Source organism: Micromonospora sp. NBC_01796 (genome assembly GCF_035917455.1).
In the GTDB taxonomy this organism is placed as follows: Bacteria; Actinomycetota; Actinomycetes; order Mycobacteriales; family Micromonosporaceae; genus Micromonospora_G.
On record NZ_CP109078.1, the window covers coordinates 5,291,179 to 5,303,496 of the forward strand.

The following is a 12,318-nucleotide window of genomic DNA, read 5'->3' on the forward strand; positions in this document are numbered from 1 at the left end:
AGCATGGTGGGGTGGCGGTGTGGGGTCGGTCGCCAGCCCGGGAAGCTCGAAGCGCTTCGACGACCAGGAAAAAGTGTGCCTCACCGGTACGCCGGACGCCGGGGCGTGGTGGCAAGGCACCTTCGAGGCTTCCACCCGCCGCCGGGCCGGTCAAGGGATGACGTCGGTCGATTTGATACCGCCCGGTCCATTCCCGGTCGTGCCACCACGGGGCGCGGCGGGTCAGAGCGGCGGGGCGGTGGGCAGCCGGCCGGCATCGACCATGGCGAGGGCGCGGGCCGCGCCGCCGACCGCCGCCGCACCCGGTCCGAGGGCGGAGGCGGCCAGCCTGGTTCCCCCGGCGTCCGGTGCCACCGTACGGGCGGCAAGCTCGGTCTCGGCGGCCGGCAACAGCCACGGTGCGAGCGTGACGAAGTAGCCGCCGAGCAGCACCACCTCGGGGTTGACCAGGTTCCCGAGCACGGCGATCCCGTGTCCGAGGTGCCGCCCGGCCTCGGTGAGCGTGTCCAGTGCCAACCGGTCGCCCTGCCGGGCGCGGCTGCGGACCCGTTCCACCTCGGGGGCGTAGTCGGCGACCGGACCGTCCGGCGTGGTGTCCGGCAGCGCCCGCCGGATCAGCGCCGGGATGCCGGCCAGGGCCTCCAGGCAGCCGCGCCGGCCGCAGGGGCAGACCGGACCGGTCGGGTCGAGGCAGAGGTGGCCGATCTCCCCGGCGAAGCCCCGCCCGCCGCGCAGCAGCCGGCCGTCGGCCACCACCCCGGCGCCGATGCCGGCGCTCGCGGTGAGGTGGACCAGGTTGGCGGTGCCGGCGTACGGGCCGTGCCGGTGCTCGGCCAGCGCGGCCAGGTTGGCGTCGTTGTCGACCACCACGTCGAAGGCCGGCTCCCGCAGCGCCCGGCGCAGGTCGGCGCCGAGGGTCAGGTCCCGCCAGCCCAGGCTCGGCGCGATCCTGACCGTGCCCGCGGCGTCGATCAGTCCGGGTACGCCGACCGTGAGCCCGAGGATGGTGCGCCCCTGGCCGGCGAGCCGGTTGATCGCCCGCCCGGCCAGGGTGGCGATCGAGCTGACCGCCCGGGTACCGATGCCGCCCGAGCCGGCGAAGGCCCGGCGCCAGGTGAGCAGTTCGGTCCCGCCGAGGTCGACCGCGACCACGGTGAGCTGGTCGGCGCCGACCTCGATCCCGATCGCCGCGTACGGCTCGCCGTCGAGGACCAGCATGGTGGCGGGGCGGCCGATCCGGTTCTCGGTGAGCCCGGTCTCGCGCAGCAGCCGCCGGTCGATCAGGTCGGCGACCAGGCTGGACACGGTCGCCTTGTTGAGCCCGGTCGAGGCGGCGATGTCCGCCCGCGAGCAGGGTGCGTGCGCGCGTACGTAACGCAGCACGACGGCGAGGTTGGTGGCCCGTACGTCGGCGAGGTCGGCCGGCTCGGCACCGGTCTGCATCGTGATCAAAGTCTTTCCGCTCCCCGCGTACTGGTGGTGTAGGGAAGGGCCCCTTGTTATCGCTATTTGTAGCGGAAGGGGCCCCTGCGAACACCTGGCGTGCCGCCGGTGACTCCCTTGTGGCAGCGGTCACCGTCGATTAACTTAGTTTAGTCACCCGACGAAATAACTCTACCTGTGCGTCGCTGCGCCGCACACCCCACCGATTGAAGGGAGCGTGGCGTGGATCCAACGCATCCGAGCGGGGCCACCGACCGCCGCCGATTCCTCGCCCTGTTCGGCCTCGGCACCGCCGCACTGGCCAGTGGTGGCCTGCTGGCCGGTTGCAGCAAGGAGGCCGGCAGCCGGGGCAGCGCCACCCAGGCCGACGCGGTCAAGGGCGTACTGCCGAACTACAGGGCGGTCGACCTGATCAAACCGGACATCCCCGGCCAGGGGCCGATCCCGCAGGGCTTCCTCACCTACCCCCGTGAGCTGGTGGTCTCGGTGCCGGACAAGCCCGGTGCCGGGGGGCCGGAGATCAGGACGATGTCGCCGTGGTGGGGGCCGACCCCGCCCGCCCTCGGGCGAAACTCCTATCTGGACGCGGTCAACGCCCAGCTCGGCGTCACGGTCAACCCGAGCCTGCAGGACGGGAACACCTACTCCGACAAGCTCAGCGCGGTGCTCGGCGCGCGGGACGTACCGGACCTGCTGGTCGGTCCGAACTGGGAAATCGACAAGATCTCCCGGTTCTCGGACGCGGTGAAGGCACTGTTCGAGGATCTGACCGACTACCTCAAGGGCGACGCGGTGCACGCGTACCCGAATCTGGCCGCCCTCTCCACCGGCGCCTGGGAGTACGCGGCCTGGGGCGGACGGCTCTACTCCGTACCGTTCCCGACCGACGGCCCGTTCGCGTTCGCGATGTTCCACCGCAAGGACCTCACCGACGCGGCCGGTGTCGGCGCGCCGACCACCACCGACGAGCTGTACCGGTTCGGCAAGGAGATGACCAGGGCGGACCGGGGCGTCTGGGCGTTCGGCAGCGTCTTCTCCATGGTGCAGCAGTACTTCGGCTGCCCCGGCGTGCAGAACGGCTGGCGGCGCAAGCCCGACGGTGGCCTGGTCCACAAGTACGAGCTGCCCGAGTACCGGGCCGCGCTGGAGTTCACCGCCCGCCTCTTCACCGAGGGGCTGGTGCACCCGGACACGGTGGCCACCAAGGGCGCCGACGAGAAGCAGCTCTTCAACGGGGGCAAGATCCTGATGTACCAGGACGGTCTGGGAGCCTGGCAGGGGATGCAGGGCGAGCAGGTCAAGGTGACCCCGACCTTCAACATGCAGCCGATACCGGTGTTCGGCGCGGGCGCCACCAAGCCGGTGATCTGGGGCAGCGAGAAGCCGATCTTCTTCACCTTCGTCAAGAAGGGGCTCGGCAAGGCGCGTACCGAGGAGATCCTGCGGGTGCTCAACTGGGGCGCCGCCCCGTTCGGCAGCCGCGAGTACGAGCTGCGCGAGTACGGCGTGGAGGGCAGGCACTTCACCCGAGCCGCCGACGGCAGCCCGATCCCCACCGAGTTGGGGCGCAAGGAGAAGGCCTCCCAGTACGACTACCTCGGTGGCCGGGTGCCGGTGAAGGTACGCAGCGGCGACACCCCGAACTACGTACAGGACTACCTCGGTTACCACCGGGCGACGATCACCCATCTGGAACCGGACCTGTTCGCCGGGATCAAGCTCGAACTGCCGGCGAACTACTCCAAGGTGCTGGTACCCAGCGAAGACAAGATCAACGACATCCTCCGTGGGCGGCGGCCGATCGGCGACCTCGACCAGGTGGCCAGTGAGTTCCGGTCCGGTGGCGGGGACGAGGGGCGGGCCTTCCTGGAAAAGGCCCTGGCCGACAACGGCAGATGACCACCGACGAGAAGGCCGCCGACCGGGGGGCAGTCGGTCGCCGGGCTGCCGCTCGACGTGGCGGGGGTCGACCTGTCGCGGGTCGGCGGGGCGCCGGTCGGGGCAGGCGGCCGGGCCGGCGCACCCTGGCCGACCGGCTGCGCCGGGACTGGCCACTGCTGGTGATGGCCGCGCCCGCCGCGGTGCTGCTGTTGGTCTTCCACTACCTGCCGACGCTGGGCAACGTGATCGCCTTCCAGGACTACAACCCGTTCCTGGGCGACGATCCGCTCGACGCGTTCATCCACAGCGAGTGGATCGGGTTCGGCAACTTCGAGACCCTCTTCCGCGACCCCGCGTTCTGGGACGCGGTCCGCAACACCCTGACCATCACCGCGTTCCAGCTCGTCTTCTTCTTCCCACTGCCGATCCTGCTGGCGATCCTGCTCAACAGCGTGGTCTCCGGCCGGGTACGCGGCTTCGTGCAGAGCGTGGTGTACCTGCCGCACTTCTTCAGCTGGGTGCTGGTGGTCACCTTCTTCGTGCAGATGCTCGGTGGTGCCGGCCTGCTCGCGCAGGAGTTGCGCCAGGCCGGTTTCGAGCCGTGGGACGTGATGACCGACCCGGACACGTTCATGGTGCTGGTCACCGCCGAGGCGGTCTGGAAGGACGCCGGCTGGGGCGCGATCGTCTTCCTGGCCGCGCTGTCGGCGATAGACCAGAACCTGTACGAGGCCGCCGCCGCCGACGGTGCGGGCCCCTGGCGGCGGCTCTGGCACATCACCCTGCCCGGACTCCGGCCGGTGATCATCCTGCTGCTGATCATGCGGCTCGGTGACGCGCTCTCGGTCGGCTTCGAGCAGTTCATCCTGCAACGGGAGGCGGTCGGCCGGCAGGCCGCCGAGGTCCTCGACACCTTCGTCTACTACCAGGCGATCGTGCCCCAGCAGTGGGGCCTCGGAGCGGCGGCCGGACTGTTCAAGGCCGCCGTCGGACTGATCCTGATCCTGGCCGCGAACAAGGCCGCACACCGGCTCGGCGAGCAGGGGGTGTACGCGAAATCATGAGCGTCACGTCGACACGGCACGGTGGACCGGCGCGGGTCGAGCCTCCGGGCAGGGATTGGACCGGCCGCATCCGGGACCGGTGGCAGCGGAACCGGCGGCAGCGGGGCCAGTGGCAGCGGGACCGGCGTCGGCGGGAGCGGGAGCGCCGGCCGGCCTGGGCGGAGGCACCGACCCCGATCGGCCGGTTCGGCAAGGGTGTCCTGCTCACGCTGCTGGTGCTGGCCGTACTCGGGCCGATCTGGGCGGTGGTGGTGACCAGCCTCGCCTCCCGGGACACGATCAACGAGGCGGGCGGGATCGTGCTCGTGCCCCGAGAACTCGACATCTCGGCGTACGTGACGATCTTCTCCGGCGGGACGGTCACCCAGGCGGTCTGGATCAGCACCCTGGTCACCGTGGCCGGTACGGCGGTCAGCCTGGTGCTGACCGTGCTCGCCGCGTACGGGCTGTCCCGGCCGGACTCGCTGGCGCACCGGCCGCTGCTCTTCTTCTTCCTGCTGACGTTCCTGATCTTCCCCGGCCTGGTGCCGAGTTACCTGGTGGTGACCGGGCTGGGCCTGAAGAACAGCCTCTGGTCGCTGATCCTGCCCAGTGCGATCAGCGTGTTCAACCTGGTGGTGATCCGTGCCTTCTTCATGAACGTGCCGGGCGAGTTGGTGGACAGCGCCCGGATCGACGGGGCGGGAGAGTTCCGCATCCTGACCCGGATCATGCTGCCGCTGTCCCGGGCGGTGGTGGCGGTGGTCGGGCTGTTCTACGCGGTCGGCTACTGGAACTCGTACTTCAACGCGGTGCTCTATCTGGACGACAACGACAAGTTCCCGATCCAGCGGGTGTTGCAGAGCTACCTGCTCGCCGGCCAGTCCCCGCACGTCACCGGCAGCGTGCCCAACCTGCCGGGGATCAGCGCGTACCCGCCGACGCTGGCGATCAAGATGGCGGTCGTGGTGGTGACCGTGATCCCGGCGGTGGTGGTCTACCCGTTCGTGCAGCGCCACTTCACCAAGGGCGTGCTCACCGGGGCGGTCAAGGGCTGACCGGGGGCGGGGCGCCCCCCACCTGGGCACCCCGCCGGACCCGTACCCGCGGGGTCCCAGCCGCCGAAACTCACCCCGTGGGCAGTGGGCCGACCGGCAAGCCGGTCTGTCCGGTCCACTCGCACCGCCGAGCGGCCTGCCCTCTAGTTTCTTTGGTATCCAAACAAACTGTCAATGGTTCGACGCCCATCAAAGCCTGGAACTGGCAATCTCGCAGGTGTGGCGCTTCAACACTGGTGTCCAATTAGGTGGGAAACCAAACAAAAGAACGGGTGGAGGCGAGCGGTTTGCGGTGGCCGAAGGGGATCGACGGGCTCTGTTACGGCGGGGACTACAACCCGGAGCAGTGGCCGCCGCAGGTCTGGGCGCAGGACGTGGCACTGATGCGGCAGGCGCGGGTCAACCTGGTCACCGTCGGGGTCTTCGCCTGGTCCCGGCTCGAACCACAACCGGGCCGGTACGACTTCGACTGGTTGGACCGGGTGCTGGACCTGCTGCACGACGGCGGGATCCGGGTCGCCCTGGCCACCCCGACCGCGTCCCCGCCACCGTGGTTCTCGGCGGCCCATCCCGACGCGCTCCCGGTCACCGCGACCGGCGTACGCCTGCACCACGGCAGCCGGGACACCTACTGCGCGAGCGCACCGGCCTACCGTACGGCCGCCGGGACGATCACCGCCGCGCTGGCCGAGCGCTACCGGGACCACCCCGCGCTGGCGCTGTGGCACGTGCACAACGAGTACGGCACCACCTGCCACTGCCCGTACGCGACCGAGGCGTTCCGGCGCTGGCTGCGGGACCGCCACCACAGTCTGGACCGGGTCAACGACGCCTGGAGCACGAGCTTCTGGAGCCAGCACTACACGGACTGGGCGCAGATCTCGACGCCCCGCGCCACCCAGTACCTGGCCAACCCGGCCCAGGTGCTCGACTTCCGCCGGTTCTGGTCCGACGAGTTGCTGACCGCGTACGCCGAGCAGCGCGACCTGCTCCGGGCCGCAACCCCGGACGTGCCGGTGACCACCAACTACGTCTTCGGGAACTGGGTCCCGGTCGACCACGCCCGCTGGTCGAGCGAGGTGGACCTGGTCGCGATCGACCACTACCCGTCGGCCGCCGACCGGGGCGCGGAGGAGCAGATCGCGTTCGCCGCCGACCTGGCCCGGTCCTGGGCCCGTCGGGTCCCGCCGGCCGTGTCCGCCCCGGCCGGTGTCGACGTCCCGACCGCCGGTCTCGAACCGTCCGGCGACAACGGGCCGGGGTGGTTGCTGCTGGAGAGCGCGCCGAACCTGATCTACACGCCCGGTCGGATGCACAGCCGGGAGCCGGGGCGGCTGGCCCGCAACAGCCTCGCGTACGTGGCCCGAGGGTCGGGTGGGGCGATGTTCTTCCAGTGGCGGGCACCGGCAGGTGGGGCGGAGCGCTTCCACTCGGCGCTGGTGCCGCACGCCGGGTCGGACAGCCGGGTGTTCCGGGAGACCGTCGAGCTGGGGCGCGTGCTGCACGAGCTGCCGGCGGTGCGGGCCGGGGCGGTCGAGGCGTCGGCGGCGATCGGGTGGGACGCCGAGTGCTGGTGGGCGCTGGACGGCCCCGGCCTGCCCACGGACCGGCTCGACTATCTCGACGAGGTCCGCGCGGCCCACCGGCTGCTGTGGCGGGCCGGCTTCAGCACCGACTTCGTCGGCCCGGACCAACTCACCCGGGACCGGTTCGCTCCCGACCGACCCGACGCGGCTGGCAGCCCGGACGGGTTCGACTCGGCCGGCGGCCCGGACCCGCTGGCCGGGTACCACCTGCTTGTCCTGCCCGCGTTCTACCTGGTCTCGGACGTGACCGCGGCGCGGATACGGGCCTTCGTCGCGGGTGGTGGGCACCTGGTGGTCGGTTACCTCAGCGGGGTCGCCGACGAGCACGGCCGGGTCCGGCTGGGCGGTTATCCGGGCGCGTTCCGGGAGGTGCTCGGCATCCGGGTGGAGGAGTTCCATCCTCTCCCCGCCAACGAGCGGTACCCCCTCGTCGGCGTCGAACATGCGGGGCGGACCGGGGAGCCGGCCGCCGAGGCAACGGCCGAGGCAGGCGCGAACGTCACCGGTCGACTGTGGACCGAGACCGTACGGCTGGTCGGGGCGCGGACCGTGTTCGCGTACGGCGACGGGCGGTTGGCCGGTCAGCCGGCGGTGACCCGACACCGGTACGGCAAGGGCGTGGCCTGGTACGTCTCCACCCGACTCGACGACGCCGCGTACCGGGGGTTGCTGACCACCGCGGCGCTGGCGGCCGGGGCGGCGCCGACCTGCCCGGCGGCGCCGGACGGGGTGGAGGCGGTCCGCCGCCGCTCGCCCGACGGCCCGAGCTGGCTGTTCCTGCTCAACCACGACCCCGAGCCGCGAACCGTGCCCCTGCCCCAACCGGCGGTGCCGGTGAACGCGACGGGAACGGTGGAACCGGCGACCGAAGTGGTCGTGCCGGGCGGCGGGTATGTCGTCCTGCGGGAGAACTGAAACCTTTAAATTCGGCCCGGTCTATCTTGTGGGCTGCGGAAGGGTTGTCCTAGGCTCCAGGTGCGTTCGGAGCCTCCATCCTTCGTCGAACCGGCCATTGAACTGATCCATTTCCCGGCCGTTTCCGCGTGGCGAGTCGAGCCGCCGGCCCTGGGCAGGCCGGCAGCACCCGTCCGGTCAGCCGGCCGGCGGCACCGCCGCGCACCCGTCCCCACGGAGTAGAGATGCCCAGCTCACGAGAACGCCTCCCCTACCGATCGGCGGGGCTGCGATCCCGCCGCACCGCGCTGCTCGCCGCCGTCACCGCCGGCACCCTCGCCGTCACCGGGGCCATGACCGCGGTGGTCGCCTCGGCTGCCGCCGCAGGCTGTCGGGTCGACTACCAGGTCGCCAACCAGTGGCAGGGCGGGTTCGGCGCCGGCGTCACCATCACCAACCTCGGCGACCCGCTCACCGCCTGGTCCCTGACCTGGTCGTACGCCGCCGGTCAGCAGGTGACCCAGGCCTGGAACGCCACGGTCACCCAGTCCGGCGCCCAGGTGACCGCCGTCAACGTCGGTTACAACGGGGCGGTTGCCACCAACGGCACCGTCTCGTTCGGCTTCAACGGATCCTGGAACAACAGCAGCAACCCGGTGCCGGCAAGTTTCGCGGTCAACGGCACCACCTGCACCGGTGGGATCACCCCGACCACCGGCCCGCCCCCGACCACACCGCCGACCGGGACACCGACCCCGACGCCGACCGGCACGACCCCGGCACCGACAACCGACCCGCCGCCGACCACGCCGACCACCCCACCGACGACGCCACCGCCGGCGGCGGCCGGGGCGAAGCAGGCCGAGGACCTGGACCGGGGGCTGGTCAGCGTCCGGTCCGGCAGCGCCAACCTTGTCTCCTGGCGGCTGCTCGGCACCGAGGGAACGGGCGTGTCGTTCAACCTCTACCGGGGCTCGACCAGGGTGAACGCCTCGCCTATCACCGGCGCCACGAACTATCTGGACAGCGGTGCCGCGGCCGGGTCGGCCTACACCGTACGGGCGGTGGTGGGCGGGACCGAGCAGGCCGCGTCGGCGCCGGCGCTCCAGTTCGCCAACGGTTACCTCGACGTACGGCTGCAGGTGCCGCCGGGCGGGACCACCCCGTCCGGGGAGGCGTACACGTACTCGGCCAACGACGCCTCCGTCGGTGACCTCGACGGCGACGGCCGGTACGAGATCGTGCTGAAGTGGGATCCGTCCAACGCGAAGGACAACTCGCAGTCCGGGTACACCGGGAACGTGTACGTCGACGCGTACACCCTGACCGGGACCCGGTTGTGGCGGATCGACCTGGGTCGCAACATCCGGGCCGGTGCCCACTACACCCAGTTCCAGGTGTACGACTACGACGGCGACGGTGACGCCGAGGTGGCGATGAAAACCGCCGACGGCACCCGGTCCGGCAGCGGGCAGCTCATCGGCTCGTCCTCGGCCGACCACCGCAACGCAAGCGGGTACGTCCTCGCCGGGCCGGAGTACCTGAGCATGTTCGACGGTCGGACCGGGGCGGTCGCGTCCACGGTGGACTACCTGCCGGCTCGCGGCACGGTCTCCTCGTGGGGCGACAACTACGGCAACCGGGTGGACCGGTTCCTCGCCGGCACCGCGTACCTGGACGGGCAGCGTCCGTCGCTGATCATGTCGCGCGGCTACTACACCCGTACGGTGATCGTGGCGTGGGACTTCCGCAACGGGAGCCTGACCCGGCGCTGGACGTTCGACTCCAACTCAGCCGGCAGCCAGTACGCCGGCCAGGGCAACCACAGTCTCGCGATCGCCGACGTGGACGCCGACGGCCGGGACGAGATCCTGTTCGGCGCGATGTGCGTCGACGACAACGGGAGCGTGCTCTGGAACACCGGGCACGGGCACGGCGACGCCGCACACGTCGGTGACCTGGACCCGAGCCGGGCGGGGCTGGAGTATTTCAAGGTCAGCGAGGATGCCAGCAAGCCGTCGTCCTGGTTCGCGAACGCGCGTACCGGTCAGATCCTGTGGTCGACCGGTGCGTCCGGGGACAACGGCCGGGGAGTGGCCGGGGACATCTACGCCGGCAGCGCGGGCGCGGAGTCGTGGTCGTCGGCGGTCGACGGGCTGCGCAGCCCGAGCGGGGCGAACGTCGGCCGTAAGCCCTCGTCGGCGAACTTCCTGGTCTGGTGGGACGGGGATCCGGTACGCGAACTGCTCGACGCCACCCGGATCGACAAGTACGGCACCGGCGGCGACACCCGGCTGCTCACCGGCAGCGGGGTGGCCTCGAACAACGGCACCAAGTCCACGCCCGCGCTGTCGGCCGACATCCTCGGCGACTGGCGCGAGGAGGCGATCTGGCGTACGAGTGACAGCTCGGCGCTACGGATCTACAGCACGCCGACGACGACCAGCACCAGGATCGCGACGTTGATGCACGATCCGCAGTATCGGGTGGCGGTCGCGTGGCAGAACACCGCCTACAACCAGCCGCCGCATCCGAGCTTCTTCATCGGTAACGGGATGGCCACCCCGCCCCAGCCCAACATCTATCTGCGCTGAGGCCCAGTCGTACCGGACCGGGTAGGGGCCCACCCCACCCGGCCCGGTACGACACACACCGCGACATAACGCGACCCGTCCCGACCGCGCATGTCGAACCACCACCGGTAGTAACACTAGGCGGGGTTACGGGGCGTGCCGGTGACAGCCACGTGAAGATGCTGTTTCGTGGCCCCGGATCGGGGGGTGTTCCCCGTCACTTGTCGTGCCGGAGCCCGCCCGCGACCTGTTCGGCGATCAGCTCGAAGGAGCGGATCCGTTCGTCGACGTCGTAGACCATCGCGGTCAGCATCAGCTCGTCTGCCCGGGTCCGCTCCAGCAGCTCGGTGAGCTGCCTGCGGACGGTCTCGGGGCTGCCCATCGCCTGTCCCTGCATCCGTTCCCGGCTGAACTGCCGCTCCGCCTCCGTGAACGGGTACGCCGCCGCCTCCTCGGGCGTGGCCAGCGGCTCCGGCCGACCCGAGCGCAGGCGCAGGAAGGAGAGCGCGGCGGGCCCGGACAGCCACTGCGCGTGCTCGTCGGTCTCCGCGCAGATCGCGTTCACCGCGACCATCGCGTACGGCTTGTCCAGCCACTGCGACGGGCGGAAGTTCTGCCGGTAGAGGGCCAGCGCCGGCAGGGTGTTGGTGGAGCTGAAGTGGTGGGCGAAGGAGAACGGCAGGCCGAGCAGCCCGGCGAGCTGTGCGCTGAAGCCGCTCGACCCGAGCAGCCAGACGGCGGGCATGTTCCCCCGGCCGGGGCTGGCGGTGATCGGGCCGGGGTGGTCCCCGGTGAAGTAGTTGATCAGGTCGGCGAGCTCCTGCGGGAAGTTCTCGGCCGAGAGTCCCTCCATGGTGCGACGCAGCGCCAGCGCGGTCACCTGGTCGGTCCCCGGCGCCCGGCCGATGCCCAGGTCGATCCGGCCGGGATGCAGCGCCTCCAGGGTGCCGAACTGTTCGGCGACCACCAGCGGCGCGTGGTTGGGCAGCATCACCCCGCCCGAACCGACCCGGATCGTCGAGGTGGCCGCGGCCAGGTGGGCGATCACCACGGGTGGGGCGCTGCTGGCGATGGCCGGCATGTTGTGGTGTTCGGCCACCCAGAAGCGCTGGTAGCCCAACTCCTCGGTCCGCCGCGCGAGGGCGGTGGTGTGCCGCAGGGCCTCACCGGCGGTGGTGCCGGCGGCGACCGGGGCAAGGTCAAGAACAGACATGGGTACGTCGATCACACAGTCGATCAACAGTCGGCCCGCCCAAATTGTTCCACTCGGGCGGATCGGGTGAGCTTGCCCACCGAGGTGCTCGTCGGCACGGGTGCCGGCGGCCCGTTGCCCGTCAGCCGATCAGGGTCCAGAGGTGTTGGGCGGAGGGCGACTCGAACTCACCCCGGGCGGCCTGCTGGGCCAGCTCCTCGCGGCTGAGCCCCAGTTCGGCGAGCTGCCCGTCGACGAAACGGTTCCAGTCCTCGTCGGCCTGGCGCCGCTCCTGCTCGTCACCTGTCATGACTCGGACCCTACCGCCCCGGTACGACGGCCGGGCCGGGTGGTCGCGGCCCCGGCGGTGGGCCGGACCGGCTCGGTGACATTGATCAAGGTATGTGCGGAATGGGTGAAGACATTGGATGTCTTCCTCTGCGGGAAAAGATCGATCCGGACCTGGCTGCGGGGCCAGTCCCCCCGATGCGCGTGGGAGCGTCGATGACCAGCGCTTTGTGGGTTTTGGTGAGCCCTGGCTGATCTTGAGGTGGGCGGATACCTCCGATGTCTGGCGGCTCAAAAGGTTGACAGAGTTGTTTCACGGTGTAAACATCGCCGATATCTGAACTCGATGGAAATGGATTC

The 12,318-nt window shown here is 70.7% G+C and carries 8 protein-coding genes; 5 read left to right on the forward strand and 3 right to left on the reverse strand.

Features of this window, described 5'->3' with window-relative positions; genetic code table 11:
- Positions 1-222 precede the first annotated feature (222 nt).
- A complete protein-coding gene (locus tag OIE47_RS24435; RefSeq protein ID WP_326556853.1) occupies positions 223-1,443 on the reverse strand; it encodes an ROK family transcriptional regulator in 1,221 nt (406 codons plus the stop codon).
- A 222-nt stretch (positions 1,444-1,665) separates the two neighbouring features.
- On the opposite strand from OIE47_RS24435, the gene OIE47_RS24440 reads away from it, so the two are divergent.
- From OIE47_RS24440 to OIE47_RS24460, 5 genes are all read left to right on the forward strand, one after another.
- Positions 1,666-3,342 (forward strand): extracellular solute-binding protein, encoded by a 1,677-nt coding sequence (locus tag OIE47_RS24440; protein WP_326556854.1) that lies wholly within the window; start codon positions 1,666-1,668, stop codon positions 3,340-3,342.
- Positions 3,339-4,388, forward strand: coding sequence for an ABC transporter permease (locus tag OIE47_RS24445; protein WP_326556855.1), 1,050 nt, complete (start codon positions 3,339-3,341; stop codon positions 4,386-4,388). Before OIE47_RS24440 ends, OIE47_RS24445 begins: the two co-directional genes overlap by 4 nt.
- Complete coding sequence (locus tag OIE47_RS24450) at positions 4,385-5,425, forward strand: carbohydrate ABC transporter permease (RefSeq protein WP_326556856.1); 1,041 nt, start codon at positions 4,385-4,387, stop codon at positions 5,423-5,425. The genes OIE47_RS24445 and OIE47_RS24450 overlap by 4 nt, the downstream gene beginning before the upstream one ends.
- Before the next feature lie 272 nt (positions 5,426-5,697).
- A complete protein-coding gene (locus OIE47_RS24455; protein WP_326556857.1) occupies positions 5,698-7,926 on the forward strand; it encodes a beta-galactosidase in 2,229 nt (742 codons plus the stop codon).
- A gap of 224 nt (positions 7,927-8,150) precedes the next feature.
- Positions 8,151-10,499: a rhamnogalacturonan lyase family protein gene (locus OIE47_RS24460; RefSeq protein WP_326556858.1), complete on the forward strand. Its 2,349-nt coding sequence runs from the start codon at positions 8,151-8,153 to the stop codon at positions 10,497-10,499.
- A 196-nt stretch (positions 10,500-10,695) separates the two neighbouring features.
- Here the strand turns inward: OIE47_RS24460 and OIE47_RS24465 are convergent, their stop codons facing one another.
- Positions 10,696-11,691, reverse strand: a complete 996-nt coding sequence (locus tag OIE47_RS24465) for an LLM class flavin-dependent oxidoreductase (protein ID WP_326556859.1) — start codon at positions 11,689-11,691, stop codon at positions 10,696-10,698.
- A gap of 121 nt (positions 11,692-11,812) precedes the next feature.
- The gene (locus tag OIE47_RS24470; protein WP_326556860.1) at positions 11,813-11,980 is read right to left on the reverse strand and encodes a hypothetical protein; all 168 of its coding nucleotides are present in this window, start codon (positions 11,978-11,980) and stop codon (positions 11,813-11,815) included.
- Positions 11,981-12,318 lie beyond the last annotated feature (338 nt).

Coding starts and splice junctions, on each gene's coding strand:
- OIE47_RS24465 (WP_326556859.1), bottom strand. CDS start 11,691: ATGTCTGTTCTTGACCTTGCCCCGGTCGCCGCCGGCACCACCGCCGGT.
- OIE47_RS24445 (WP_326556855.1), top strand. CDS start 3,339: ATGACCACCGACGAGAAGGCCGCCGACCGGGGGGCAGTCGGTCGCCGG.
- OIE47_RS24470 (WP_326556860.1), bottom strand. CDS start 11,980: ATGACAGGTGACGAGCAGGAGCGGCGCCAGGCCGACGAGGACTGGAAC.
- OIE47_RS24435 (WP_326556853.1), bottom strand. CDS start 1,443: ATGCAGACCGGTGCCGAGCCGGCCGACCTCGCCGACGTACGGGCCACC.
- OIE47_RS24460 (WP_326556858.1), top strand. CDS start 8,151: ATGCCCAGCTCACGAGAACGCCTCCCCTACCGATCGGCGGGGCTGCGA.
- OIE47_RS24450 (WP_326556856.1), top strand. CDS start 4,385: ATGAGCGTCACGTCGACACGGCACGGTGGACCGGCGCGGGTCGAGCCT.